The organism is Nonomuraea marmarensis, assembly GCF_043197025.1.
Lineage (GTDB): Bacteria > Actinomycetota > Actinomycetes > Streptosporangiales > Streptosporangiaceae > Nonomuraea > Nonomuraea marmarensis.
Genome location: NZ_JBICRM010000046.1, coordinates 40,544 through 66,409, shown reverse-complemented (window position 1 = coordinate 66,409; position 25,866 = coordinate 40,544). Strand labels below are relative to the sequence as shown.

At 70.9% G+C, this 25,866-nt stretch carries 23 protein-coding genes; 7 read left to right on the top strand and 16 right to left on the bottom strand.

The window, feature by feature from the left end:
* Positions 1-159: 159 nt before the first annotated feature.
* From ACFLIM_RS44875 to ACFLIM_RS44865, 3 genes are all read right to left on the bottom strand, one after another.
* Positions 160-1,140 carry a Vgb family protein gene (locus ACFLIM_RS44875; protein WP_393175993.1) on the bottom strand — a complete coding sequence of 327 codons (981 nt, stop codon included), beginning with the start codon at positions 1,138-1,140 and terminating at the stop codon, positions 160-162.
* A gap of 2 nt (positions 1,141-1,142) precedes the next feature.
* A complete protein-coding gene (locus tag ACFLIM_RS44870; RefSeq protein ID WP_393175991.1) occupies positions 1,143-1,793 on the bottom strand; it encodes a histidine phosphatase family protein in 651 nt (216 codons plus the stop codon).
* Between the two features lie 206 nt (positions 1,794-1,999).
* Complete coding sequence (locus tag ACFLIM_RS44865) at positions 2,000-3,934, bottom strand: serine/threonine-protein kinase (RefSeq protein WP_393175989.1); 1,935 nt, start codon at positions 3,932-3,934, stop codon at positions 2,000-2,002.
* Positions 3,935-4,151: 217 nt separating this feature from the next.
* Between ACFLIM_RS44865 and ACFLIM_RS44860 the strand changes: the two genes are divergently transcribed.
* Together ACFLIM_RS44860 and ACFLIM_RS44855 are read left to right on the top strand one after the other, a co-directional pair.
* Positions 4,152-5,627, top strand: coding sequence for an alpha/beta fold hydrolase (locus ACFLIM_RS44860; RefSeq protein ID WP_393175985.1), 1,476 nt, complete (start codon positions 4,152-4,154; stop codon positions 5,625-5,627).
* A gap of 211 nt (positions 5,628-5,838) precedes the next feature.
* A complete protein-coding gene (locus ACFLIM_RS44855; protein WP_393175983.1) occupies positions 5,839-6,480 on the top strand; it encodes a GntR family transcriptional regulator in 642 nt (213 codons plus the stop codon).
* A 212-nt stretch (positions 6,481-6,692) separates the two neighbouring features.
* Here the strand turns inward: ACFLIM_RS44855 and ACFLIM_RS44850 are convergent, their stop codons facing one another.
* The 6 genes from ACFLIM_RS44850 to ACFLIM_RS44825 form a co-directional block, all read right to left on the bottom strand.
* Complete coding sequence (locus ACFLIM_RS44850; protein WP_393175981.1) at positions 6,693-7,115, bottom strand: cupin domain-containing protein; 423 nt, start codon at positions 7,113-7,115, stop codon at positions 6,693-6,695.
* A 14-nt stretch (positions 7,116-7,129) separates the two neighbouring features.
* Complete coding sequence (locus ACFLIM_RS44845) at positions 7,130-7,951, bottom strand: phosphoenolpyruvate hydrolase family protein (protein WP_393175979.1); 822 nt, start codon at positions 7,949-7,951, stop codon at positions 7,130-7,132.
* A complete protein-coding gene (locus tag ACFLIM_RS44840) occupies positions 7,948-9,183 on the bottom strand; it encodes a Tm-1-like ATP-binding domain-containing protein (protein ID WP_393175977.1) in 1,236 nt (411 codons plus the stop codon). Before ACFLIM_RS44840 ends, ACFLIM_RS44845 begins: the two co-directional genes overlap by 4 nt.
* Positions 9,184-9,269: 86 nt before the next feature.
* Entirely contained in the window at positions 9,270-9,617 is a 348-nt protein-coding gene (locus ACFLIM_RS44835; protein WP_393175975.1) for a luciferase family protein, read from the bottom strand.
* 283 nt (positions 9,618-9,900) lie between these two features.
* The gene (locus ACFLIM_RS44830; protein ID WP_393175973.1) at positions 9,901-10,278 is read right to left on the bottom strand and encodes a hypothetical protein; all 378 of its coding nucleotides are present in this window, start codon (positions 10,276-10,278) and stop codon (positions 9,901-9,903) included.
* A gap of 516 nt (positions 10,279-10,794) precedes the next feature.
* Positions 10,795-10,929, bottom strand: a complete 135-nt coding sequence (locus tag ACFLIM_RS44825; protein ID WP_393175971.1) for a hypothetical protein — start codon at positions 10,927-10,929, stop codon at positions 10,795-10,797.
* 117 nt (positions 10,930-11,046) lie between these two features.
* Between ACFLIM_RS44825 and ACFLIM_RS44820 the strand changes: the two genes are divergently transcribed.
* Positions 11,047-13,008: a glycosyl hydrolase family 18 protein gene (locus ACFLIM_RS44820; protein WP_393175969.1), complete on the top strand. Its 1,962-nt coding sequence runs from the start codon at positions 11,047-11,049 to the stop codon at positions 13,006-13,008.
* 52 nt (positions 13,009-13,060) lie between these two features.
* Here the strand turns inward: ACFLIM_RS44820 and ACFLIM_RS44815 are convergent, their stop codons facing one another.
* The 7 genes from ACFLIM_RS44815 to ACFLIM_RS44785 all read right to left on the bottom strand — a co-directional run bounded on the left by ACFLIM_RS44815 (position 13,061) and on the right by ACFLIM_RS44785 (position 22,088).
* Entirely contained in the window at positions 13,061-14,419 is a 1,359-nt protein-coding gene (locus tag ACFLIM_RS44815; RefSeq protein ID WP_393175967.1) for a sulfatase-like hydrolase/transferase, read from the bottom strand.
* Positions 14,420-14,430: 11 nt separating this feature from the next.
* Positions 14,431-15,237, bottom strand: a complete 807-nt coding sequence (locus ACFLIM_RS44810; RefSeq protein WP_393175965.1) for a carbohydrate ABC transporter permease — start codon at positions 15,235-15,237, stop codon at positions 14,431-14,433.
* A complete protein-coding gene (locus tag ACFLIM_RS44805; RefSeq protein WP_393175963.1) occupies positions 15,237-16,109 on the bottom strand; it encodes a carbohydrate ABC transporter permease in 873 nt (290 codons plus the stop codon). The genes ACFLIM_RS44810 and ACFLIM_RS44805 overlap by 1 nt, the downstream gene beginning before the upstream one ends.
* On the bottom strand, positions 16,106-17,374 hold the full coding sequence (locus ACFLIM_RS44800; protein WP_393175961.1) for a sugar ABC transporter substrate-binding protein: 1,269 nt from the start codon (positions 17,372-17,374) through the stop codon (positions 16,106-16,108). The genes ACFLIM_RS44805 and ACFLIM_RS44800 overlap by 4 nt, the downstream gene beginning before the upstream one ends.
* A gap of 14 nt (positions 17,375-17,388) precedes the next feature.
* Complete coding sequence (locus ACFLIM_RS44795) at positions 17,389-18,369, bottom strand: LacI family DNA-binding transcriptional regulator (protein WP_393175959.1); 981 nt, start codon at positions 18,367-18,369, stop codon at positions 17,389-17,391.
* A 193-nt stretch (positions 18,370-18,562) separates the two neighbouring features.
* Positions 18,563-19,861: a dihydrolipoamide acetyltransferase family protein gene (locus tag ACFLIM_RS44790; protein WP_393175957.1), complete on the bottom strand. Its 1,299-nt coding sequence runs from the start codon at positions 19,859-19,861 to the stop codon at positions 18,563-18,565.
* Between the two features lie 37 nt (positions 19,862-19,898).
* A complete protein-coding gene (locus tag ACFLIM_RS44785; RefSeq protein ID WP_393175955.1) occupies positions 19,899-22,088 on the bottom strand; it encodes an alpha-ketoacid dehydrogenase subunit alpha/beta in 2,190 nt (729 codons plus the stop codon).
* A 95-nt stretch (positions 22,089-22,183) separates the two neighbouring features.
* Here ACFLIM_RS44785 and ACFLIM_RS44780 point away from each other — a divergent pair, with 95 nt between their 5' ends.
* Genes ACFLIM_RS44780 through ACFLIM_RS44765 form a run of 4 tightly spaced genes read left to right on the top strand, consistent with a single transcriptional unit; the run spans position 22,184 to position 25,800 of the window.
* Positions 22,184-22,681, top strand: a complete 498-nt coding sequence (locus ACFLIM_RS44780) for a VOC family protein (RefSeq protein WP_393175953.1) — start codon at positions 22,184-22,186, stop codon at positions 22,679-22,681.
* Positions 22,650-23,327 carry a GntR family transcriptional regulator gene (locus tag ACFLIM_RS44775; RefSeq protein WP_393175951.1) on the top strand — a complete coding sequence of 226 codons (678 nt, stop codon included), beginning with the start codon at positions 22,650-22,652 and terminating at the stop codon, positions 23,325-23,327. Before ACFLIM_RS44780 ends, ACFLIM_RS44775 begins: the two co-directional genes overlap by 32 nt.
* Positions 23,324-23,773: a (2Fe-2S)-binding protein gene (locus ACFLIM_RS44770; RefSeq protein ID WP_393175949.1), complete on the top strand. Its 450-nt coding sequence runs from the start codon at positions 23,324-23,326 to the stop codon at positions 23,771-23,773. Before ACFLIM_RS44775 ends, ACFLIM_RS44770 begins: the two co-directional genes overlap by 4 nt.
* Positions 23,770-25,800: a xanthine dehydrogenase family protein molybdopterin-binding subunit gene (locus ACFLIM_RS44765; protein WP_393175947.1), complete on the top strand. Its 2,031-nt coding sequence runs from the start codon at positions 23,770-23,772 to the stop codon at positions 25,798-25,800. Before ACFLIM_RS44770 ends, ACFLIM_RS44765 begins: the two co-directional genes overlap by 4 nt.
* Positions 25,801-25,866: the final 66 nt, after the last annotated feature.

Below are 25,866 nucleotides of genomic sequence, written 5' to 3'. Positions count from 1 at the left end.
CGGCCACGCCCACCCTCAGTCTCACCGATCACAGCACCCCCGCTGGCAACAATCCGGAGTACGGCGGAGCAGGCCCCCCTTTTCACGCCGAAGCAGCGTCCTCCAAGGGCATTAAGGACTCATCCGGAAAACGGTGATACGAAGCCGGCGTCGGGGCGGTTATTCGGCGGCCGTCTTCACCAGGAGCAAGGCGTCCTGGCCGGACGCCGCGCCCCACACCTCGCCGGGACGGCCGTGGATCTGGCGTACCCCCGCGGCCTCACCGTTCGCGGGGGTGAAGCGCTCGGTGGCGGGGTCGAAGCTCACCAGCCGGTCGCTGCCGAAGTCGCTCACCCAGACCGTGTTGGCCTGGTCCACGTACACGGCGTACGGTTGCGGGGCGTCGCCGGGCAGCGGCCATTCCTTCCATTCGCCGCTCTTCGGGTCGTAGCGGGCCAGGCGGCCGCCGGTCCATTCGCTGGCCCAGACGCGGCCGTCGGTGTCCGCCCATACCCGGCGGGCGCCCTGTCCGGAGGTCGGCGGTTCGAGGATCGTGGCGCGGCCGGTGTCGCGGGCGATCCTGGCGATGTGGCTGCCAGCCAGCGACGCGTAGTAGATGTCGCCGCCGGGTGTGGCCGTGATCCCGTACGGGCCGGGGCCGCGTGGCGCGTCGTACACGTCCATCTTGCCCGTGTCCGGGGCTAGGCGGCCGTAGACGCCGCTCCGCCCGGTGAACCACAACACGCCCGTGTTGTCGAACGCCGCCGTGTTGAGGTCGGCGTCCGCGCGGTCGTCCGGCAGCGGGTAGCGGCGTACCTGCCTGGTGGTCGCGTCCACGCGGACGATCGCGTTCAGCCCGCCGTCGGTCACCCACGCGTGCCCGCCCGGTCCCGTGATGACGCCGTGCGGTCTGGAGCCGTCGCCGAGCGGCACCCTCGTGACCTCGCCGGTCCTGGGGTCGAGGTGGCCGAGGTAGCCCGCACTCTGAGCGGTGAACCAGACGCCGCCGTCGGCGGCCGAGGCGACGTCGTGCGGGCCCGCTCCCTGCGGCACCTCGAACCGCTGGACGGTCGGCCCGGCGGCCGGCGAGGCCGGTGGAGGTTCGGCGGAGCAGGCGGTGAGCGTGAGCACCGCCGCGAGTACGGCTGCCAGGCGAGTCATGGCTACTCCTTCAGCGATCGCCATTCGTCGGCACCGATCGTGGCCACCGGTTCCATGGTGCCGGGAGAGAAGACGACCGTGTCGCCTTCCGCGGTGGACAGGCCGGTGGCGCGTGACAGGTTGAAGCCGTGCGAGACCAGCACGGTGTTGGTTCCCGCCGCCGGGCGCCGGCTCAGGAGCCGGCGCAGGGCCCTGGCGAGTTCTTCGTCGTCGGCGCCGGGGTAGATCTCGTTGATGAGGTCGCGGATCTCCTGCGCTCTCCCGAACGCCAGCTCGGCGGTCTCCCTGGTACGCCGGTAGGGGCTGGCCAGCACCTGGCCGATGGGGATCCGCAGGCGGCGGATGGCCTGCCCGATCTGCCGTGCTTGTTCCCTGCCCGCCGGGGAGAGGTTGCGCTGGGTGCCGGGGTCGGAGAGGTCGGGGCTGGGGGCGTCCTGGGTAGTGTCGGTTGCGGTGTGGCGGATGTAGAGGACGTGTCCCCCCTGCCGCAGGCGCTCGACCAGCCCGGCCGTCGCCGTCGCTGTCGCGGGTGCCGTCGCCGTACCGGATGCCGTTGCTGTCGGAGGCGCCGTCGCGGGCGACGGCTGCGGGGGGCCGCTGCCGCATCCGGTCAGGAGGCAGGCGCACGCGAGAAGCGCCAGACTGGACCTCACGGCCGGGACGTTACGCCCGCGGACCGCAAACCGGTGTAAAGCCCATGAACCTTCGTGCTGTGCCCGCCGTATCTCTCGATGTGAGCGGTGATCGCGCTTGAACGCCGAACAGGAAGGATGCGGCACCGGCAGCAGGGACACCGCGCAGGCCCGCCGGACCGGCCTGCGCGGGCTGTCGGTTGCGGTGATCTGCGCCTCCGGCGCGGTCAGCCTCCGAGGCTCCAGACGCGGGCCGTCTGGTCACGGCTGCCGCTGATGGCGACCGGCTTGCCGTCGAGCAGGCCCGTCGCCACCGACCAGACGGCGTCGCTGTGCCCGGTGAACGGCGACCCGAGTTCCTTCTTACCGGCCAGGTCCCAGACTCGGACGGTCTTGTCCTCGCTGCCCGAGACCGCCACCGGTGTACCGCCCAGGTTGCCGACCGCCACCGACCAGATGAACCCGGTATGCCCCGTGAGCGGCGGGCCGAGCTCCTTCCTAGTGGTCAGGTCCCAGACGCGGATGGTCATGTCCTCGCTGCCCGTGACCGCCACCGGCCTGCCGCCCACGTTGCCGATCGCCACCGAACGCACCCACCCCGTGTGCCCGGTCATCGGCTCGCCGAGCTGCTTCCGGTCATCCAGGCTCCACACGCGTACGGTCTTGTCGTCGCCCGCGGTGACGGCCACCGGAGCGCCGCCGATCTGGGCCACGGCCACCGCCCACACCGGGCCGTCGTGACCGATCAGCGGCGCGCCGAACTGCTTGCCCGACCGCAGGTCCCACACGCGGGCGGTGCCGTCGGCGGAGGCGGTGACGGCCACGTGCCTGCCGCCGATCCGGCCGGTCGCCACCGACTTGACGTCGCCGGTGTGGCCGCTCAGGGTACGGGAGCGCCCGGTGGTGAGGTCCCAGACGCGGGCGGTGTCGTCGTCGCTCGCGGTGATGGCGACCGGCACACCGTCGAGCTGGTCGAGGGCGACCGACCTGACCCATTCGGTGTGGCCGGTGAGCGGGTCGCCGATCTGCTTGGAGGTCCGGAGGTTCCAGATCCGGGCGGTCTCGTCGTCGGAGCCGGTCAGGACGGTGGGAACGCCGTCGAGGGTGCCCACGCCCGCCACCGCCCGTACGTCGTTGGTGTGACCTGTGAGTGGCTCGCCGATCTCCGTGCCCAGCGGGGTCGCCGAGATGGACGTGAGTACGGGGGTCGTACCGCGTGACTGCGGCCACATCGACACGGCCAGGACCGCCACCACCGCGCACACGGCCACCGCGCCGGCCACCAGCGCGCGGCGCGGCACCCGGCGGCGGGGCGGCAGCGGCGTGGTGACCTCCGCCGCCGGAACGCCGCCGGTCAGAGCGCGGTCGCCGCCGGTCAGGGCGCGGACGAGCTCGTCGGCCGGGAGCCGGCGCTCGGGGTTCTTGTCCAGGCAGGCAGCCACCAGCGGCAGCAGCGGCTCGGGGACGCCGGACAGGTCGGGCGCGTCGTACAGGAGCGAGTGCAGCACCGCCGCGACCGAGTCACCGGTGAACGCGCGCCGCCCCGTGGCCGCGAACACCATCGTCGCGGCCCAGCTGAACACGTCCGCCGCCGGGCCGATCTCGCCCCCTGTGACCTGTTCGGGCGCCATGTAGCCGGGCGTGCCGAGCGCCCCCGACATGGTGGCGGCGTGGTCGAGCGCGCGCGAGATGCCGAAGTCGATCACGACCGGGCCCTCAGGGCCGAGAATGACGTTGCCCGGTTTGAGATCGCGGTGCACGACGCCGGCGCGATGGATCGCGGCCAGCGCGGTCGCGGTCGCGATCGCCAGCCGTTCCAGCCCGCCGCCGGTCCGCGGCCCGTCCCTCCTGACGACGCGTTCGAGGGGATCTCCCCATACGTATTCGCTCACGATGTACGGGCGGTCGTCGTGCATTCCCATGTCGAGCACCCGGGCGGTGCAGAAAGGGGCGACCCGGCGGGCGAGCTCCACCTGCCGGAAGAATCTCCGCTTGGACTCGGGGTCCTCGGACAGCCGGGCGTGCAGCACCTTGATCGCGACCTCGCCACCCGACGGGCTCAAGCCCAGGTAGACCGCACCCTGGCCGCCCTCGCCGAGGAAACCGGTGACCCGGTAACCGGCGATCTGGCCGAGATCCTCTCCCGGCTGGGGACGCGACAATGCCTTACCTCTTAACGTGCGCAGGTGTCTCCGTACTGAATTCTACGATTGAGCGGACCCGCCGGATTTAACCGTGCGCGGCGACCCTTTATCGTCACCGAAAAGACATGGGCCATTTCTCGGCGGTTAATTTATTAGGGCGGTAGTCCTGGCACTACCTTCAGGACGGGCCTGGCCACGATGGAGATCCGGCCGCGGTGCCGCGAGTGTGGAAGGCATGAATCTGATGACAATCGGTGTCCTGCTCGGCGCGCTCCTGGTCGTTCCCCAGACCCCTGACCTCGGGTGGCGCGCGTGCCAAGGGGACTCGCGGCCGGAGGAGCTGCGGTGCGCCTCCGTTGAGGTGCCGGTCGACTGGGCTGAGCCCGGTGGCCGCACGATCTCCCTGGAGATCGCCAAGTTGCCCGCCACCGGTCGCCGGGTCGGTACGGTGTTCAGCATTCCCGGTGGGCCCGGCGGGTCCGGGGTCGACGATCTCACCTATTACGGCAAGAGCTTCGCGGAGTTGCGGAAACGGTTCGACGTGGTCAGCTTCCAGCCGCGGAACGCCACCTCATTCGGGATCCTGCCGCAGGAGTGCTTCGCCGGCGGGCCATGGCTCACCCGGCCCGACAGCCGGGGCGAGTACGCCAGGCTGGGGACGATCGTGCGTGACCGGGCGCAGGAGTGCAGGAAGGTCGACCCCGAATTCTTCGACCATCTCGACTCCGAGTCCGTCGCGCGGGACATCGAGGCCATCCGGGGCACCATCGGGGAGGAGCGACTGAGTTTCGTCGCCACCTCATACGGCGGGGTGCCTGCCGTCGCCTATGCCCGGCTGTTTCCCGGGCGGGTGCGGGCCATGTACCTGGATGGTGCGGTCAATCAGCTGCGGGATGCGGCCACGGATGCTCGCGTTCGGTACCGGACGTATGAGGCGCAGTTCGGGCGGTTCGTGGAGTGGTGCCAGTCGGCGAACGTATGCGGAACGGATCTGGCCAGGCGGTGGCGGAAGCTGGTGGCGGATGCCGATCGCACGCCGATCCCCGTCAAGAGCATCACTGAGCCGACCGCCCCGAACGGCCGGCCGTCCGCCGCGAAGCCGACCGCGGCGAAGCCCGGGCCGGTGGCGTACAGCGGGTTCGACCTGCAGGTCGCGGCGATGCCCAACCTGGTCGGGCCGGGGCCCGCGCCGGAGTATCCGCGCTGGCGGCAACTCGCCCAGGCCATCCGGCAGGCCGAGGCCGGGGACGCCGGCGGGTTCGCGGGCTACATCCAGGCGGGGGTCGGGAGCCTCAAGCCGCCGTCGTTCGTGGGCATGAACGCCACCCAGTGCGCCGACGGGCTACGGTTCCGTGACTATCGCGAATACCGGGAGGTGCGGGCGATGGGTGAGCGGGTGTCGCCGAACCTGGCGGGGATGGGATTGTGGCACCGCCTCGGCTGCGCAGGCTGGCCGACGCCCGTGACGAACCCGGCCGCGCCCCTGCCCTCCGGACTGCCGCCGTTCCTGGGTGCGGGCTCGTGGACCGATCACGACGACACCGCCGACATCGTGCGGCGGGTGCCGGGGTCGGCGACCGTGCGGTTCGACGGGCACGGTCATGGGCTCTACCTCACGGGGAACGCCTGCGTCATCGCGTACGCCAACGCGTACCTGACCGATTTGCGCCTGCCCGCGCCCGGCACGGTCTGCCGCCCGGGACAGTCCTGAACACAACGCCACGAGCGCACAGCGGCCGGGTCCCGGACGGCGGCTCGCCCCAGCTTGCGAGCCGCCGCCGAGTCAACCAGGCGGGGCGGGGCTAGGCGAGGAGCGCAGCCACCGCGTCGCAGGCCGCCGGATGCCCCATGAGCCGCGTTCGTCGGGGAGAATTGTCGATAATATTGCCGACCGTGGAGGCTTCGAACTGCGGGAGGATTCCGTGATCCCAGGATCCCGGCTCGAGGAGACGCTGACCGACCGGATCAGGGCGGTCATACTCGGCGGCGACTTCGTGCCCAACCAGCGGCTGGTCGAGGCGGACGTGTGCGAGCAGTTCGGCGCCACCAGGGCCGCCGTGCGCGAGGCGTTCAAGGAGCTGGCCGCGGAGGGGCTGGTCGAGATCCTGCGGAACAAGGGCGCCCGCGTCCGCGTGATCTCCAAGGCCGAGGCCGTCGAGATCACGGAAGTGCGGATGGTGCTGGAGGGCCTGTCCGCCGCCAAGGCCGCCGAACGGGTCACCCCTGAGCAGGCCGGGCGGCTCCGGGAGATCGTCGCGGACATGCGCACCGCCGTGGCGGCGAACGACCTCGACCGATACTCGGAGCTCAACGCCATCCTGCACGCCAAGGTCCGCGAGATCGCCGGCCACCGCACTTCGGCGTCGATCATCGAACGGCTGGGGGCGCAGGTCGTACGGCACAAGTTCCGGCTGGCCCGGCAACCGGGACGGGCCGCCGTGTCGTTGCCGCAACACGAGCTGATCGTCGCGGCCATCGTCGCCCGCGACCCGGAGGCCGCCCAGACGGCCATGCGGCAGCACCTGCGCAGCGTCGCCAAGGCCCTGGAGACGACTGCCGACTAACCCCCGCCGCCGGCGCCACCGGGGCTCTCTACAGTTGATGTCGTTGACAATATTGTCAATGTTCGTGAAGCGGCGACGAGGCGGCGTTCCCACTCCCCCGAGCCGAGGAAGGATGAGGTACGTGAACGTGCTCCTGCACGACATCGCCCACATCGGCCACGTCGGGGGCCTGCAGACGATCGAGTCGTTCCACACGCACGACACGCCGCCCGTCACCCCGGCTTGACGTCGGCCACGGCCCAGGTCGGGTGCTCGCCGGGGACCAGTTCGACGAAGTCCGGCAGGTCGCGCAGCGCGTCCTCGGCGCCGCCCGGCGTGTACGTGGCGATGATCCGCAACGGCCGCCACCCCGAGTTGAACGTGGAATGCAGCGTCCCCATCGGAATCCACACCGCGTCACCGGCCTTGACGGCGAACTCCGGCCCGTCGCCGACCGTCTGGCGCCCCTCGCCCTCGATGATGTAGAGGACCTCGTCGGAGAAGGGATGCTGGTGGCGGTCGTGCCCCTTGTTCGGGTTGATCACGACCTCGCCGAAGCTGGACGAGGCGCCCGGCACGGTGCCCGGCGTGATGTGCCATTTGATCGATCCCCAGTCGAAGAGCATCGTGGGCACGGTGTCCGGTTCGCGGTGCATTGCGGTTCTCCCTTTCACGCGGGCAGTTGCTTGAAGGCGCGGAGCTGGTCGGCGATGGCGCGTTCGGCGGGCAGGCGTTCCATGGAGGAGGCGCCGAAGAAGCCGGCGATCCCGGACGTACGCGCCTGGATGTAACGCACGTCGTCCGGCTCGGCGATGGGGCCGCCGTGGCACAGGACGATGATGCCGGGGTTCACGGCGACGGCGGCGTCGTACATCTCCTGCACCCGGGCGGCCGACTCGTCGAGGGTGAGCGCGGTCTTGGCGCCGATGCTGCCCTTGGTCGTCAGGCCCATGTGCGGCACGAGGATGTCGGCGCCCGCCCGCGCCATGGCCGTCGCCTGCTCGGCGGTGAACACGTACGGGGCGGTGAGCAGGTCGCGTTCGGCGGCCAGCCTGATCATCTCGATCTCCAGGTCGTACCCCATGCCGGTCTCCTCCAGGTTCGCGCGGAAGACGCCGTCGATCAGGCCGACCGTGGGGAAGTTCTGGACGCCGGTGAAGCCCATCCTGCGCAGCTCGTCGAGGAACTGCGGCATGAGCCGGAACGGGTCCGTCCCGCAGACGCCCGCCAGCACCGGCGTGTCCTTGACGACCGGGAGCACCTCGCCGGCCATCTCGACCACGATGGCGTTCGCGTCGCCGTACGGGAGCAGCCCGGCGAGCGAACCGCGACCGGCCATCCGGAACCGCCCGGAGTTGTAGATGATGAGCAGGTCCACGCCGCCGGTCTCGGCCGCCTTGGCGGACAGCCCCGAGCCCGCGCCCGCCCCGATGATCAACCGACCGGCCTTCTGCTCGGCGCGGAGCCTGCCGAGTGCCTCGTCGCGATTCATACCGTTCCCTTCTGGATCAGCTCGTGCAGGCGGTCGGCGGCCGCGACCGCGAACTGCGCGGTGTTGATGTCGTGCTCGCTCTCCACCACCTCGACGTCGCTTCCGGCCACGGCCCGCAGTACGGCCTCGAAGCACGCGGCGTCGGCGGCCGGGTCCCAGAAGGGCCCTCCTTCGACGTCCACGGCCGAGACGCCGCCCCGGGGGACGAACAGCGCGGCGGGCCCGGAGGCGGCGGCCAGCTTCGCCCCGATCGTGCGGCCGATCTCGGCGTTCTCGCCGGCAGTGGTACGCATCAGCGTCACGGTCGGGTTGTGCACCAGCAGCCTGCGGTCCTTGAACCGTTCGGGCACGGTGTCCATCGGGCCGAAGTTCACCATGTCCACCGCACCCAGGCTGACGACCTGCGGCACGCCGGCGGCGCCCGCGGCGGTCAGGCGCTCGGGACCGGCGGACAGGACACCGCCGACGAGCTCGTCGGCCAGCTCGGTGGTGGTGAGGTCGAGCACCCCGGCGAAGTACCCGCTCGCGACCAGCGCCTCCATGGCCCGCCCGCCCGACCCGGTGGCGTGGAACACGAGCACCTCATAGCCCAGCCCCTCCAGCCGGGCTCGCGCGGCGTCCACGGCGGGCGTGGTGACACCGAACATCGTGGCGGCGACCAGCGGCCGGTCCTCGTGCCCTGCTGCGTCGGTGGCGCGCCGGGTGTCGTACGCCGCGGCCATCGCGCTGATCGCGGCCGCGGCGTTGCCGAGGATCTGGCGGGAGATCGAGTTGATCCCGGCGACGTCGACGACGCTGTACATGAGCGTCACGTCGGTCTGCCCGACATATGCCGATACGTCGCCACTGGCCATGGTCGAGACGAGCAGCTTGGGCAGGCCGACGGGCAACACCCGCATGACCGCCGCCGCGATGGAGGAGCCGCCGCTCCCGCCGAGGGCCAGCACACCGCTCAGGCGGCCGCCGGCGTACAGCTCCTGGGCGATGGCCGTGGCGCCGCCGGCCATGGCGCGCAGGGCGGCGCCCCGGTCGGCGGCGGTCCTGAGCTCCTCCAGGCTCGTCCCCGCGGCCTCGGCGACGGCCACGGGTCCCACGTCGGCGGGCAGTAACGGGGAGCCCATCACTCCCGCGTCGACGAGCACCACCTCCTGTCCCGCGCCGGTGATGAGGTCGCGGACGTACGCGTACTCGTCGCCCTTGGTGTCGAAGGTTCCCAGCAGCAAGACGGCCATGCCTGACACTCCTTCGCGCCCCGGTTCTCCGCCATCCTGTGGCCTGCCCCACGGTGGGGACGATCACGCCTCGGGGAGCGCATGGCTCAGGGCACGTGCGCCTTGATCGCCACGCTGGCCAGGGCGAGCAGCAGCTCCAGGTCGGGTTCCGCGTCCACCTGCACGGCCACCCAGGCCCGGTCGGAGCAGGCCTGCACCTGGTCACACTCCCGAAGGTACGGCTCCAGCCGGTCGATCGCCGGAGCGGTCAGGCGCACCCGCACCTCGACCGCGCCGGTCGTCCGCAGGATCTCGGTGCCGCTTACCGCGAATGCCACGCCGCGCCGGGTGTCGCTCACCACCAGCGCGGGCCAGGATCGCAACTCGGCCACCGCACGAGCCACATAGGGCCCCCGGCGTTCAGCCGCCCGCCGCCAGGCGGTAATTCCTGCCACACCTCAATGCTGCGCTACAGTCCACCTCCGCGTCAGCGACCGTTCCGCAACCGTTATCAGCCGCGGCGGCACGGCCGCCGCGATGCGGGAGGCCCAGCGCGAAGGGCGGACGGCGGCAGGGGCGGAGGCAAGGATGTGCCTGGCCAGGTGAGAGGGCCGTCACCGGAGTTCGGTGCGGCCCTACCCTGATTTCTTTGGCGCGGGCTAACGGCCCAGGACACCTCGGCTGTTCGACGGCTTCAGTGTCTCTGGGGACAGAAGCGCTCGGACCGGTGCGGGTGGATCAGCGGCCGCCGCCGCCACCTCCGCCGCCGCCACCGCCACCGCCGCCGCCTCCGCCGCCACCGCCTCCGCCACCACCGCCGCCACCGCCGCCGCCGCCGGCGATGTTGGTGTTGGAGATGTCGACGTTGCCGCCGCCGCCTCCGCCGCCGCCTCCGCCGCCACCGCCACCGCCGCCACCGCCGCCGTGACGGAGGGCGCGGCATCTAGCGGGATTCTTGGTGCGCCTGCAGGGGATCAGAGGGTACGTGACCGTCTGCGTGGTGGCCTGCTGGACCGAACGGTCGGCGCTGGCGGGCTGGGCCGACATGGCGACGGGGGCGACGAGGGCGGAGGCCACCATCGTGCCTGCCGCGAGAGCGTTGCGGAACCTGATCATGCGATCACCTCTCTTGAACTCCGGGAGAAGCCCCCGGAATCGAAACGCCGCGTCGATCCGGTAAGAGATCGATGCGGCCTGGCAATCACATTCACGCTAGTGAGGGACCTGGCGAAAGTCATCCGGCAGAGGCAAAAGTCTCGGCTCCCCGAGATTGCTCTGACGTTCGCCGTAAGAATGGACAGGAAGCACTTGACTACGGCGAGCTACGCCGCTGATCTGCCTGGTCATCATTGCTAAACGTCTTTCTAGGTCGGCCGTAGAATTTTCCGGCCTCCCCCTGGCCGGCCGGGCGGTCTTACCCACAAAAGGCCGAGTACGGTAAAGCGCCCGGACCGTCCTGGTGTTCGCCGCGAATGCCGGTGAGAAAGGGCCCGTCGTATTGGCTTTGTGACCTCCGCCACAGGCTCGACGTCCGGTCCGGTTCGTAAGGTGATATGGCGGTAGACCATGGCCCGATACGACTGTGGAGGGCGTGACCTGATGCCCCGGTTCCCTTTGTCCGGGGCGGCACGGTCAGCGGTGGACGATTAGCCAGGTGGCCACCGCCGTGACCGTGCCCGCCAGCGGCACTCGGGCCGAGACGTACGCGATCAGCCGGCTCACCGAAGGCCGCATCAGGCCGCCACGCTGGTCGGGCAGAGATTTCACATATTGACGCCTCCGCAGGCAGAGGCTAACGTCGTCTCATAATTTAAAGGAAACTTTCCTAATAGTTTCCCTTGGCATCCCACCCCGTACAACCCCCCAACCGGATGTCGGAGCATCATGAGACACACCATCCTGAGCAAGGTCCTCGCCGGGCTGGCGGCCTTACTGCTGCCCCTCACGGCGGCGGCCGTCGCCCCACCTCAAGCCGTGGCCTCGGCAAGTGCCGCCTTCGCCGACTGGGCCCCGTGGACGGCGTACACGGCGGGCACCCGCGTCACGTACAACGGCGTCGAGTACGAATGCGTCCAGAGCCACACCTCCCAGCCCGGCTGGGAGCCCCCGAACGTCCCGGCACTGTGGAAGACCACGGGCGGGGGCGGCGGCACCGACACCAGCGCGCCCTCGGTGCCCGGCAACCTGCGCTCCACGGGCGTCACCGGCAGCAGCGTGTCGCTGGCCTGGAACGCCTCGACCGACAACGTCGCCGTCACCGGCTACGAGATCTACCGCGGCGGCACCCTGATCACCACCGTCGCCGGCACCACGCACACCGACACCGGCCTGACCGCCGGCACGGCCTACTCCTACACCGTCCGCGCCCGCGACGCGGCCGGCAACCGCTCGGCCAACAGCAACTCCGTCACCGCCACCACGACGGGTGGCGGGGGCACCGACACGAGCGCGCCGACCGTGCCGGGCAACCTGCGCTCGACCGGCGTCACCAGCAACAGCGTGTCGCTGGCCTGGAACGCCTCCACCGACAACGTCGGCGTCACCGGCTACGAGGTCTATCGGGGCGGCACCCTGATCACGACGGTGACCGGCACCTCCCACACCGACAGCGGCCTCAGCGCCAGCACGGCCTACTCCTACACCGTCCGCGCCCGCGACGCGGCCGGCAACCGCTCGGCCAACAGCAACTCCGTCAGCGCCACGACCACGGGCGGCGGTGGTGGCGGGGGCGGTAACAAGGTCCTCGGCTACTTCGTCCAGTGGGGCGTCTACCAGCGCGGATACCACGTCAAGAACATCGACACCAGCGGCTCGGCGGCCAAGCTGACGCACATCAACTACGCCTTCGGCAACGTACAGAACGGGCAGTGCACGATCGGCGACAGCTACGCCGACTACGACCGGTTCTACCAGGCGGGCGAGAGCGTGGACGGCGTGGCCGACACCTGGGACGCCGGCGCGCTGCGCGGCAGCTTCAACCAGCTGCGCAAGCTCAAGAAGAAGTACCCGAACCTCAAGGTGCTGTTCTCCTTCGGCGGCTGGACCTGGTCCGGCGGCTTCACCCAGGCCGCGCAGAACCCGACGGCCTTCGCCAACTCGTGCTACAACCTGGTCGAGGACCCGCGCTGGGCCGACGTCTTCGACGGCATCGACATCGACTGGGAATACCCGAACGCCTGCGGCCTGACCTGCGACTCCAGCGGCCCGGCCGCGTTCAGGAACGTCATGTCGGCGCTGCGCTCCCGCTTCGGCTCCGGCAACCTGGTCACCGCGGCCATCACCGCCGACGGCACCAGCGGCGGCAAGATCGACGCGGCCGACTACGGCGGCGCGGCGCAGTACCTAGACTGGTACAACGTCATGACCTACGACTACTTCGGCGCGTTCGCGGCGCAGGGCCCGACGGCTCCGCACTCGCCGCTCACCTCCTACACCGGCATCCCGACGCCCGGCTTCTACTCCGACAACGCGATCCAGAAGCTCAAGAGCAAGGGCGTGCCGTCGAGCAAGCTGCTACTCGGCATCGGCTTCTACGGCCGCGGCTGGACCGGGGTCACGCAGGCCGCGCCGGGCGGCACGGCCACGGGACCGGCGCCGGGGACGTACGAGCAGGGCATCGAGGACTACAAGGTGCTCAAGACGCGCTGCCCGTCCACCGGCACGGTCGCGGGCACGGCGTACGCGTACTGCGGCAACCAGTGGTGGAGCTACGACACGCCGAGCACGATCGGCGGCAAGATGACCTACTCGAAGAACCAGGGCCTCGGCGGCGCGTTCTTCTGGGAGCTCAGCGGCGACACCACGAACGCCGAACTGCTCACGGCCATGAAGAACGGCCTGGGCTGACGTTGACATGCAAGGGCCGGCCCTCGAAGGAGAGGGTCGGCTCCTTGCCCGGTTATGGGCGTTGGTGACCGAATCTGACCGGCTTGGGGCCACGCAGCCGTACCTCCGGGTCGGTCATCGCCTGCGGGCGGCCGGGAACCTCGGCGGCCGGCTCGATGACCGGCTCCGCCTCACCCGCCGCCACGATCCTGCGGACCAGCCGCTCCCGCAACTCCGCCGCCACCTCGGCGTGCGAGGCGTACCCCGCCAGGTTGACCAGCTCGTGCGGGTCGTTGACCACGTCGTACAGGGCCTGCTCGCGGTAAGAGGATGCGGCCGCGACGTCCCAGGGGTCGGCGTGCTCGGCGACGGCGTAGTACTTCCAGCGGGACGTGCGGATGCCGCGGCCCACCTCCGACTCGCTCACCTGGAAGAACACCTCCTCCGGCCACGAGGCCCGGGGGTCGCGCACCAACGGCAGGAATGAGCGGCCCTGCATCTCGGGAGGGACGGGCAGCCCGGCGGCCGCCAGCAGCGTGGGCGGCAGGTCGATGGTGCTGACCGGCCGGGAGATCGCGCCGCCCCCGTCGAAGCCCGGCCCGCGCAGGGCCAGCGGCACCCGGAGCGACGCGTCGTGGCAGGATCGTTTGTACTCGCCGTTGCGGGTCTTGAAGTGGTTGCCGTGGTCGGAGGTGTAGGCCACGATCGTGTCGTCCAGCAGGTCCATGCTGCGCAGCGCGTCCAGCAGCCGCCCGAGCCCCTCATCCAGGCGCTTGACCTGCCCCAGGTAGCCGCCTATGTGCTGGTGGGCGGTGCCGCCGAGCGCGGCCAGGTCCGGCGGCATCCACCGGCCCTGGTAACGCTCCTCGTAGCCGTCGGGGGCCGGGTAGTTGTCCACCTCGTTCTGGTGGTGCGGCTCCAGGAACGACAGGAACAGGTAGAACGGCTCCTCGTGGTGGTCGGCGACGAAACGCACGGCCGCGTCCACGAGCGCGTCGGAGCGGTAGCCGGGCAGCAGGACGGGGTCGTTCGCCTCGTCGTACACGATCGTGCGGTACGCGTCCGAGGTGTGCTCCAGGGCGTTCGCCGCCAGCCACGACTGGTAGCCGCCGCGCTCCTCGTCCGGCACGGGCTCGTTGCCGGCCAGGTGCCACTTGCCGATGTAGCCGGTGGCGTAGCCGGCCGCGCCGAAGTGGTGCGCCAGCGTGCGCTCCTCGGGCGGCAGGACGCGGCCGTTGCGGTAGACGCCGGTCGTGGTCGGGTAGCGGCCCGTCTGCAGCGCCGCGCGGGCCGGCGCGCACACCGGTTGCGGGGTGAGCGCGACCGTGGCCTGCGTGCCGTGCCTGGCCATGCGGTCGAGGTTCGGGGTGAAGGGGCCGACGGTGTCCCACCGCTGCTGGTCGGTGAAGACGACGATCACGTTCGGGCGCAAGAAGACAACTCCTATCGAAGGCCGGTGAGCGCGATACCGCGCACGAAGTATCTCTGGGTGAAGAGGAACAGGACGGCGGTGGGGACGAAGAGGATCACCGAGCCGGCGGCCGTGAGGTGCCACAGGGTGAAGTACTCCTGGTTGAACAGGGTGAGCCCGACCGGGATGGTGCGCATCTCGGGCGTCGTGGTGGCGACGAGCGGCCAGAGGAACTCGTTCCACTGGAAGACGAACGTGAACAACGCGAGCACGGCCAGCGCGGGCCGCGTCTGCGGCAGGATGACGCTCCGGTAGATACGCAGCTCGGAGGCCCCGTCGATCCTGGCCGCGCTGATCAGGTCGTCGGGGATGGGCTGGATGAACTGCCGCATGAGGAAGATCCCGAACCCGTCCATGAGGAACGGCGTGATCAACCCCTGGTACGTGTTCAGCCACCCCAGGTTGGCCATCAGCACGTACAGCGGGATCATCCGCACGAAGAACGGCACCATCAACGTGGCCAGCAGCGCCACGAACAGCGTGTTGCGCAGCGGGAAGCGGAACTTGGCGAACACGTACCCGACGAGCGGGTCGAAGACCAGGTGCGACAGCGTGATGGCGCCGGCCACGACGAGGCTGTTGACGATGAAGTTCCCGAACGGCGCGCGGGCGAACAGTTCGGCATAGTTGCCCCACTGGGGCGAGTCCGGCCAGAGCACGGCGTTCGCCGACAGCGTCTCCGCCTCGGTCTGCAACGACAGCGACACCATGTAGACCAGCGGCAGCACGGTCACCAGCGAGGCCAGCCCGAGCAGGGTGTAGAGCAGCGGCTTGCGCATCAGTACGTGACCTCCCCGCGCCGCCCGGCCCGCAGCTGGATCAGCGTGAACGCCACGATCACGAACAGCAGCAACACCGACTGCGCCGAGGAGTAACCGAAGTCCCTGGCGCGGAAGGCGACGTTGAAGATGTGGAAGACGGACAGGTCGGTGGCGTCGCCGGGGCCGCCGTTGGTGATGATGTACGCCTGCCCGAACGCCTGCAGCCCCGAGATGACCGAGATCACCGAGACGAACAGCGTCGTGGGCGCGAGCAGCGGCAGCGTGATCCGCCAGAACCGGCGCCACGCGTCCGCCCCGTCGATCCTGGCCGCCTCCTGGTAGGTCTCGGGGATGCCCTGCAGCCCGGCCAGGAACAACACCATCGTGTAGCCGACGCCCTGCCACAGCGTGACGGCGGCGATGGTGAGCAGCGGGGCGGTGTTGAGCCACTGCTGCTCGGGCAGCCCGGCCGCGGCCAGCACCCGGTTCAGCACGCCGAGCTCGGGGTCGAGGATGTTGCGCCACAGCAGCCCGACGATCGCCACCGAGGTCAGGTACGGCACCAGCAGCAGCACCCGGAAGGCCACCCGGCCCTTGAGCGGCTGGTCGAGCGCCAGCGCCAGGGCCAGCCCGAGCACGATCGACCCGGCCACCACGGCCACCGCGAAGACCACCGTGACCAGGAACGAGTGCCGCACCGCCGGGTCGCCCAGCGCCTGGCCGTAGTTGGCCAGGCCGCTCCACTGGTCCGCCTGTGGCCCGGTGCGCAGGCTGGTGGCCGCCACGTTGCCGATCGGCAGGTAGAAGAAGGCCGTGAAGAACAGGATCGCCGGGAGCAGGAACAGGTAGGCGGTCCTGGCATAACGTCCCGCCAGGGTGCGGGGCCTCATTTGAGGAAGCCCTCCGCCGCCTCGGTGAACGTGCCGAGCGCCTCGGCGGCCGGCTGGTTCTGGATGAGGACCTGCTGGTACATGACCTTGAGCTGCTCCTCCCACTTGCCGAGCTGCCCGGTGAGGCGGACCTGCTGCGACGAGTCCTGGGCATAGGGCAGGGCGTCGGCGAAGACCTTGATGGCCTCGTCCGACTGCACCTCGGGCAGGTCCGCCCAAGAGGTACGCGGCATGAGCATGCCGGTCTCCTTGGTGGCGGCCTGCTCGACCTTGAGGTCGGTGATGCGCTTGATGAAGTCCCACGACAGATCGGGCCTGGCCGCCTTGGCGGGCACGAACATGCTGACGCCCGCCGCCTGGGTGGCCTGCTCCTTGTGCTTCAGCGGCGGCGCGACACCCAGCTCGACGTCGGGGCTGGTCTTCCTGATCGGGTCCAGGTCCCAGGGGCCGGTGAGGATCATGGCGGCACGCTTGGCCGAGAACAGCTTCTGCGGGCCCGAGTAGTCGGTGCTCGACACCGGCACGGGGGCCACCTTGTGCTTGTGAACCAGGTCGGCCTGGAACTGCAAGGCGGCGACCGCGTCCGCGACCGGTGTCATGACTTTTCCGGTTTCGGGGTCGTACGGGGTGACGCCGGCCTGCACGAGCCAGGGCCAGACGTAGGTGTAGTCCTGGTTGAGCGCGACGCCGTACACGCCGTCCTTGGTCAGCTTCTGGGCGGCGGCGAGGAACTCCTCCCAGGTGGTCGGCACCTCCACCCCGGCGTCCCTGAGCATGGCCTTGTTGTAGAAGAGCGTGTTGCAGGTCAGGTGGAGCTGCACGCCGTACACCTTGTCCTGATACGAGTTGCGCTCGACCGTGACGGGGCGCCAGTCGGACGGGAAGCCCATCGCGGCGCCGTCGCGGTCGACGTAATCCTGCAGCGAGCGGGCGTTGCCGGAGATGGCGAACTCCTGCACCCACCCGCCGGGCTCCTCGACCAGGTCGGGCACGGTCCCCGAGGCGAAGTCGGCCAGCAGCCTGGTCCGCAGGTCGGGCCACTGGTACTTCTGCAGGTTGACCTTGACCTTGTTGGCCTGCTCGAACTCGGCGATCACCGTGCGGTAGGCCTGGTAGTCGTGGCCCGCGTTCCAGTAGACGGTGAAGGTCCCCGGCGCGGCGGTCTGCGCGGTCGGGGCTCCCGCGCAGGACGACAACACCGGTACGGCGGCGGCCGCCCCGGCGAGGCGGAGCAGGTCACGGCGGGAGAGATAGGAGGGGGACATCTCGGTTTTCCCTTCTAGGACGAGCCCCGCCGCACGAAGGTCCAGGGACGGACGATCTCGCGGGCGGGCGGCGGCTCCTCGGCCTGGAGGCGGTCGAAGAGCAGGCGTACGACGTCGGTGTAGTCGTGCCTGAGCGGGCCGACGGTGCTGAGCTGCGGATTGCTGATGAGACCCTCGTCGATGTTGCCGGCGCCGACGATCGCGACGTCGCCGGGGACGCTGAGCCCGAGATCCCTGGCGGCCCAGATCGCGCTGATCGCGGCCCTGTCGGAGGCGGCGAAGATCGCGTCGGGGCGGTCGGGGGAACGCAGGAGCTCGGTCGCGGTCTGGTAGGCCGCCACCCGGTCGTCCGCGCCCGAGGTGACGATCCGCTGGTCCACGCCGTGCCGTTCCAGGGCCGTGGTGTAGCCGAGCAGCCTGCCGGCGGGCCGGTCGCGGTAGAGCTCGTGGCGGTGGGCCATGAACGCGATGCGCCGCCTGCCCTGCGCCAGCAGGTGCTCGACCGCCTCGGCGCACGCCTCCGTCTCCGGAGTGCGTACGACGTCGCAACCCTCCAGACCGCTCTCGTTGCTCAGCACCACCATCGGCAGCCCGGTGGCGGCGAGCCCGGTGAGCAGGTCGTGGGTGAGGTGGTCGCCGACCACGTTGACCAGCGCGCCGTCGGCGATCCCGCCGCGCAGCACGTCGACGGCGGCGCTCGCGCGGGCCTCGGAGTAGACGGCGAGCGTGACCACGGAGTAGCCGCGCGCGTCCGCCATCTCGTGCAGGTCCGTGGCCAGCCGCTCGTCGGTGGGCACGCCGCCGAGCGAGCTCAGCACCAGGCAGACCCGCTGCGTACGGCGTTTGCGCAGGCTCCTGGCGGCCTGGTTGGGGGTGTAGCCGAGCTGCCTGGCCGCGTCGAGCACCCGCTGCCTCGTCTCGGCGGCCACCGGACGGTCCCGGCCGCTGAGCACGTAGGAGACGGTCGCGACCGACACGTTCGCCAGCTCGGCCACTTGTCGCACTGTTGGTCTCATGTTAGTCGAATAACCTAGCATTCCCTACTGGAATATGGGGATTCGCGGGGTCGATAGCTCGGTGAAATGGCTGAGATGGGGGTGGTTCCCTACCTCGGCGCCGCTGGTTGTTGTGAAACGATTAACACCATATTTCGCGGCGTTCGCCGGATCAATAGTGCCTGCTACGTGATCACGCCAGGATTCTGACGGGGTCGGCCAGCAGCTCCAGGAACGCCTGCATCCAGGCGGCGGCGACCGTCCCGTCGATCGGGCGGTGATCGACGGACAGCGTCACGCGCATCACCTCGCCCGCCTTCAGCTTGCCGCCCTTGACGACGGGCTCCTGGCGTACGGCGCCGACGGCGAGGATGGCGGACTGGGGCGGGTTGATGATCGCGGCGAACTCCTCCACGCCGAACATGCCCAGGTTCGTCACGGTCAGCACGCCGCCTTCGAGCTCGCCCTGCCGCAACCGCCCGGCTCTCGCTCTCTTGGCGAAGTCCTGCGTGGCGTCGGCGATCGTCATGACGGACTGCTGCTCGACCGACCTGAGCACGGGGGTCACGAGGCCGCGATCGGTCGCGATGGCCACCGACAGGTCTACCGTGCCGAACTGGCGGGTCGCCTCCGGGGTCCAGATGACGTTCATGTCGGGGACTCGCTGGTGGGCGTGGGCGACGGCCTTGATCACCAGGTCGTTGATGGAGATCTTCCGCTGGGCGCCCTCGTTGAGGTGGCGGCGGAGTTCGAGCAGCTTGCCGACGTGGGCGGTGCCGCGCAGGTAGAAGTGGGGCGTGGTCTGCTTGCTCGTGGTCAACCGCGACGCGATCGCCTGCCGGGCCCGCGTATGCGGCACCTCGGTGACCGCGCCGGGACTGGTTTCCGGCCCCTGACGCGCCGCGACGGCTGCGTCCGGGATCCGGCTGACCGGTGCCTCGGCCGGGATCCGGCTCGCTGGGGCGGGCTCGGCCGGGGCCTGGTGGGCGGCGACGGGGGTGTCGCGCGGCGTGAACGTGGTGCGGTGCTCGATCGCCGCCTCCACGTCCCGGCGGATGATGCGCCCGTTCGGGCCGGTGCCGGTGATGTCCTCGATCGGCAGGCGCGCCTCCCGGGCCAGCCGCCGCGCCAGCGGGCTGGAGAAGAGCCGCGCGGGCCGATCGGGGGCAGCCCGGCCCGGCCGGGTGGCCGCCCCATCGGAGGCGGCGGTGGTCAGGTCGGTGACGAGCCGGTCGAGGTCGTCCACGTGCTCCCCCAGGTCGCCGACGATCGCGATGGCCGTTCCGACCGCCAGAGTGGCGCCCTCCGCCGCCAGCGGGCGCAGCAGGACACCGTCGGCCTCGGCCTCGACGTCCACCACGGCCTTGTCCGTCTCCACCGTGGCGATCACGTCCCCGGCCGCGAACGGCGTGTCCACCGCGACCGCCCACCCCTGCAGGACCGCTTCGGTGGCGTTCGCGGCCACCTCGGGCATGCGCAACAACCGAGCCATCAGGCGGCCACCTCCGGCCTGTGCGACACCCGAGCCATCAGTACGCCGCCATCTCGGCGAGCTTGGCGGCCACTTCGTCCTCCTGGGCGATGGCCGCCCGCTCCAGCACCTTGCTGATGCTCGGCGACGCCTCACCCCCGGTCACCCGCTGCACCGGCTGGTCCAGCCAGTCGAAGAGCCGGCGCTGGAGCTCGTCGGCCAGCCACCCGCCATATGACGTCCCCACCGGCCCCTGCTCGGCGATCAGTACGTTGTTCGTCTTCCGGACGCTGGCCCCGATCGTGTCCCAGTCGATGCTGGCCCGGTCGAGCCAGCGCAGGTCGATCACCTCCGCGTCCAGGTCGAGCGACTCGACGGCACGCAGCACGTACGAGGTCATGGCCAGGTACGTCAACACGGTCAGCCGCGAGCCCGCGCGCCGGACGGCGGCCCTGCCGACCGGGATGCAGTAGTCCAGGTCGTCGACCGGACCCTCGCCCGTCGAGGCGTACAGGTCGACGTGTTCCAGGACGACGACGGGGTCCTTGCAGCGCAGGGCGCTGTTCATCAGCCCCACGTAGTCGAACGGCGTCGTCGGCGCGACGATCCGCCAGCCCGGCGCGGTGGCGAAGATGCCGGCGGGGTCCATCGAGTGCTGGGAGCCGTACCCAGTGCCCATGGCGACCTTGCTGCGCAGGACCAGTGGCATGGCGTCGTCGCCCCCGTACATGTGCCTGGCCTTGGCGATCTGGTTGAACAGCTGGTCCGCCGCGACCCACATGAAGTCGGCGTACATGAGCTCGGCCACCGGCACGTGGCGCCCGTCGGAGGCGATGCCGCCGGCCAGCCCGGTGAAGGCGTTCTCGCTGATCGGGGTGCCCAGCACGCGGTCGGGGAAGGCGTCCTTGAGGCCGCGGGTGGCGCCGTTGGTGCCGCCGTTGAGGCGGTGCACGTCCTCGCCCAGCACGACGATCGACTCGTCGGCCCGCATCCGCCGCGCCATCACCCCGGCCACGGCGTCGATGAACTTCTGCTCGGCCAGCTCCCCCGCGAACGTGTCACGGTCGGCGAAGCGCACTCCCGCGAACTCCCCGAGATCCCCTCGGACGCCCACGTGCGCGAAGCCCGGGTCGGGCCACTCCGCAGGCTTGATCCTGCGCTGTCCTGGCTTGCCGCCGGGCAGGGGTTCGAGCAGGACGTCGCCTATGTCCACCATGAGCTCCCTGGCCCGCGCGGCGGCGCCGTCGATGTCAGGACCGGCCAGGATGCCGCGGCGCACGAGGTGACCGGACAGCTGCGCGATCGGGTCGCGGGCGCGCCACTCCTGCTCCTCCTCCCTGGTCCGGTAGCCGAACGCGCTGCCGGGGAAGGGGCCGTTCTGGTGGAAATATCGGTAGACGTCCGCCTCGACGACGGCGGGGCCGTTGCCCGCCCTCATGTGCGCGAGCGCCTCGCGCATGGCCAGGTGGACGGCGAGCACGTCCATGCCGTCCACCTTCCAGCTCGCGATGCCGAAGCCGGGGCCGCGGGCCGAGAGCCTGGGCTCGCCGGTCGCCTCGGCGACGGCGGTGGAGACGGCGTAGCGGTTGTTCTCGACGAAGAAGCAGAGGGGCAGGCGCCAGGCGGCGGCCAGGTTCAGGGTCTCCAGGGTGGAGCCGATGTTGGCGGCGCCGTCGCCGAAGTACGTCACCGCCACCGTGTAGCCGCTGGGCCCGGTGCCCGCCTGCCGGTGCGCCCACGCCGACCCGGCCGCGAACGGGACGCCGCCCCCGACGATCGCGTTCGTGCCGATGGCGCCGGCCTCTTTCCAGCGCAGGTGCATGGAGCCGCCGCGGCCGTGGCTGAAGCCCCGGTCCAGCCCGCAGATCTCGGCGAGCGTACGCAGCAGCACCCCGCGTACCTCAGGCGAGAAGTCCCTGGCCGGGTCGATGCCCTTGGGCTCCACGTAGGCCAGCGCCTTGGCCAGGAACTGGTGGTGTCCCCGGTGCGAGCCGTTGACCGTGTCAACGCTCGTCAACGGCAGGATCGAGCCGACCGCGCCGCCCTCCTGCCCGATGCTGGAGTGGGCGGGGCCGTGCACGAGGCCGGACTTGGCGAGGTCGAGCACGTACTCCTCGAACGTCCTGATCAGCAGCAGCTGGCCGAGCATGCTCGTGAGCAGGTGCGGGTCGGCCGCGTCCCAGTCCTCTTCCGTGGCGACGACCTCGACCCAGGGCGCCCGCGGTTCGAGCCGGTGATGCTGAGGCATTCCTCAGCCTTACACGGGATGGATCCAAAGAACAGCCCTTTCCGGCTCGCCAGGGCCGGAGTACGCTGCTTTGGATCCAAAAAGGAAGGGGCGGCATGAGCGGACTTCCAGGGCTGAGCCGGGTGGACCACATCGGCTTCACGGTGCCCGATCTGGAGGAGGCCAGGACGTTCCTGGTGGACGTGCTCGGCTGCGAGTACATGTACTCGCTCGGCCCCTTCCGGCACGACGAGAGCTCGTGGATGAAGGAGCACCTCAACGTGCACCCGCGGGCGGTGATGGAACGGCTGCACTTCTTCAGGTGCGGCGGGCAGGCGATCTTCGAGGTGTTCCAGTACGCCGCGCCCGGCCAGCACCCCGAGGTCCCGCGCAACAGCGACATCGGCGGGCATCACGTGGCCCTGTACGTGGACGACCTGGACGCCGCGGTGACCTACCTGCGCGAACAGGGCGTTCAGGTGCTCGGGGAGCCGACGGTCAGCAGGGGGCCGAGCGAGGGCCAGCGCTGGGTCTACTTCCTCGCCCCTTGGGGGATGCAGTTCGAGCTGGTCTCGTACCCGGATGGCAAGGCGTTCGACCGTGCGGGCGCCTGAGAGCGAGCGGGTGGCCGACCACCTGCGCGCGGCCATACTCAGCGGCGCGATCGCGCCCGGCGCGCGGATCAGGCAGGAGGAGCTGGCCGAGCGCCTCGGGTCCAGCCGCCTGCCGGTACGCGAGGCGCTGCGCATGCTGGAGGCCGAGGGCCTCACGGAGCACCACCCGCGCAGGGGCGCCCGCGTGCCCCGGCTCGGCATGCACCAGGTGGACGTGATCTACCAGATGCGCGAGCGCCTCGAACCCCTGGCCCTGTCCGAGAGCATCCCGCGCCTCACGGACGACGACCACCGTCGCCTGGCGCTGATCCAGGACAAGATCGAGGCGAACGCCGACCTCGGCGAGTTCCTCGCCCTCGACCGCGAGTTCCACCTGCTCACCTACTCGGGTTGCGCGATCGAGCAGCTCTCGGCCATGGTCGTCAGGTTGTGGAACACGACCCAGCACCACCGGCGGGAGTTCATGCGGATCACCGGCCCTGAGCGGCGCTGGGTGGTCAACGCCGAGCACCGGCTGCTGCTGGACGCCATCGAACGGCGCGACGCCGTGGACGCCGAACGCTGCCTGAGCGGCCACATCAGGCGCACGCGAGTGGAGCTCTCCCAGCATCCGGAGGTCTTCGCGGAGGAGGGGATGCGGCGGTGACGCGGTTAACCGTCAACGGCACGCCTGTCGAAGTCACGACCGACCCCGGTGCCCCGCTCCTGGACGTGCTGCGCGGCGAGCTGGGGCTGGCCGGGACCAGGTTCGGGTGCGGGGAGGGCCTGTGCGGGGCCTGCTTCGTGCTGCTGGACGAGCGGGTGGTGGCCTCCTGCGACACGCCCCTGTCAGCCGCCGAGGGCCGGGAAGTGGTGACCGTCGAGGGCCTCGCCCCCGGGGAGGAGCTGCACCCGGTGCAGCGGGCGATCCTGGAGGAGCAGGCCGGCCAGTGCGGCTACTGCCTGTCGGGGATGATGATCAGCGCCGCCGCCCTGCTGGCCTCCGAACCCCGGCCGGACGAGGAGGCCGTGGTGGCGGCCCTCGACCGCAACCTGTGCCGCTGCGGCGTGCACCGCCGCATCGTCCGCGCGGTGCTGAAGGTGGCCGAATGAGCGTGTCGGTGGGGCCGGACGGGGTCATCTCGGTGCGGGCCGGGAAGGTGGAGCTCGGGCAGGGCGTGCTCACCGCCCTCGCCCAGATCGCCGCCGACGCCCTGGGCGCCGACCTGGCCCAGGTCCGGATGTTGCCGGCCCGTACCGGCGAGGGGCCTGACGAGGGGTTGACGGCGGGAAGCATGTCGATCGCCCGATCAGGCCCGGCGCTGCGCGCGGCCTGCGCCCGCGTGCGCGCCGCCTGCACCGCCGAGGCCGCCCGCCGCTGGGACGTCTCCCCCGACCAGGTCACGGTACGGCGAGGCGAGTTCCGGTACGGCGACCAGACCACGACCTATGCCGGCCTGGCGAAGGCGGTGGACCTCGAAACCGGAGAGCCACCGATCCAGGACGAGCCGGCCGTGTTCGTGGGCGTCAGCGTCCCCAGACTCGACCTGCCCGACAAGGTGGCCGGGCGCCCCCGCTTCGTCCACGACCTCCGCCTGCCCGGCCAGCTCTACGGCCGCGTCCTCCGCCCGCCCTCTCCCGCCGCCCGGCTCAAGACCCTGACCCCGTACGAAGACCTGCACGTGGTACGCGACGGCTCGTTCCTGGGCGTGCTGGCCGAGACCGAACCCGAGGCCGACCGAGCGCTCGCCCGGCTCCGCAAGGCCGCCGAATGGGACGAGCGCGACACCCTCCCCGACGAACACGACCTGCACGGCTTCCTGAGAGAGGGCCCGCACGAGACCATCCAGGTGCACCCTGCCACCGGTGAGCAGCCGGAGGGCACGACCCTCGACGCGACCTACAGCAGGCCCTTCATCGCTCACGCCTCGATCGCCCCGAGTTGCGCCGCCGCCCGCTGGAACGCCGACGGCACCCTGGAGGTCTGGAGCCACACCCAGGGAGTGCATCCGCTGCGGAGGGCTCTCTCCCAGGTCCTGGGCCTGGCACCGGAAGACATCGAGGTGCGCCACGTCGAAGGCGCGGGCTGCTACGGCCACAACGCCGCCGACGACGTGGCCCTGGACGCCGCCCTGCTGGCCCGCGAGACCCCCGGCAGGCCGGTGCAGGTGCGGTGGAGCAGGCGCGACGAGCTGACCTGGGCGCCGTTCGGCTCGGCCATGTCGGTGGACGTGGCGGCGGTGGTGGACGCGGCGGGCCTGGTCCGCTCCTGGGAGTACGACATGTGGAGCCAGGGACACACCAGCCGCCCCGGCTACTCCGGTGCGCCAGGACTGCTCGCCGGCGCCCACCTGGAGCGCCCGTGGACCTACCCGGCCGCCGCCGACCCGCCACCGGCGTCCGGATCGGGCATGGCGCGCAACGCGGTGCCGATCTACGACTTCCCGCGCCTCGCGGTCACCGGTCACCGGGTCCTGGAGACGCCGATCCGCTCGTCGGCGCTGCGCTCGCTGGGCGCGTTCATGAACGTGTTCGCCATCGAGTCGTTCATGGACGAGCTCGCCCTGGCGGCGGGGCAGGACCCGCTCGCGTACCGGCTGGCGCACCTGAGCGACCCGCGCGGGCGGGAGGTCCTGCGGCGGGCGACCCGAGCGGCCGGATGGGGGTCGCCGAGGCCGGAGGGGCAGGGCCGCGGGCTCGGGTTCGCGCGGTACAAGGGCAACGGCGCCTACTGTGCGGTCGTGGCGGAGGTGGAGGCCGAGCACGACGTACGGGTGCGCCGCCTGACCATCGCCGTGGACGTCGGCCAGGTCGTCAACCCCGACGGGGTGCGCAACCAGATCGAGGGCGGCGCCACCCAGGCAGCGAGCTGGACGTTGAAGGAACGGGTGCGGTTCGACCGGCGCCGGATCACCAGCGGCGACTGGGAGAGCTACCCGATCCTGCGCTTCAGCGAGGCGCCCGAGGTGTCGGTGGAGCTGGTGGAGCACCCCGGCACGCCGTCCGTGGGCGCGGGCGAGGCCGCCCAGGGCCCGGTGGCAGCGGCCATCGCCAACGCGGTGGCGGACTCGATCGGCGTGCGCGTCCGCGACCTGCCCCTCACCCGAGACGCCATCCTCGCCGCGATCGAGCGCGCATGATCGGGGGCGGCCGCCGAGCGCCCGGGCACCGCCAAGCGATGCCCCTCGCCGTACGGCTGCGCCGCC